Source organism: Vibrio sp. 1401 (genome assembly GCF_033340295.1).
Genome location: NZ_JAWOWF010000455.1, coordinates 1 through 648 on the forward strand (window position 1 = coordinate 1; position 648 = coordinate 648).

The 648-nt window shown below is 47.7% G+C and carries 1 protein-coding gene; it reads left to right on the forward strand.

All coding sequences use genetic code 11. From position 1 onward, the window contains the following. Positions 1 to 566, forward strand: a 566-nt coding sequence (locus R7Z77_RS26200) for a M24 family metallopeptidase (protein WP_318137158.1), incomplete at its 5' end; no start/stop codon positions are given. Between the last annotated feature and the right edge of the window lie 82 nt (positions 567 to 648).

The following is a 648-nucleotide window of genomic DNA, read 5'->3' on the forward strand; positions in this document are numbered from 1 at the left end:
TTACACGCACCATCGCGATTGGTCAGCCATCAGCAGAAATGATCAAGCAGTTCACTCTCGCGCTGAAAGGTCATATCGGTGTGGCACGTGCCCGCTTCCCGAAAGGTACTCGGGGTGACCAAATCGATACATTGGCTCGCCAACATCTTTGGGCCGAAGGTTATGACTACGCCCACGGCACTGGCCACGGTGTAGGTCCCTTTTTGAGTGTGCATGAAGGCCCGGCAAGTATCTCGAAGAAACAAATTGATGTGCCGCTAACTGAAGGCATGGTGCTATCAAATGAGCCTGGCTACTACCGTGCAGATGCGTTCGGTATCCGTATCGAAAACCTAGAGCTCGTAGTTGAAACACCGACTAACGGTGACTTCCCTGTTCTATCATTCGAATCATTGACGCGCTGTCCAATCGATAAACGTAACATCAATGTCGATATGCTGACTCGTCCAGAACTTGCTTGGTTGAACGACTACCATCAAAAAGTATGGGAACAAATCAGCCCGCTTGTTGAAGGCGAAGTAAAAGAATGGCTACGCGAAGCAACTCTGCCGTTGGCCCACTCTTAAACAAAAGTGCGAACATCTATTAAAGATAAAATAGAAAAGGCTCTCTACTTTGAGAGCCTTTTTTTAGGGCTAAATTCGTAAA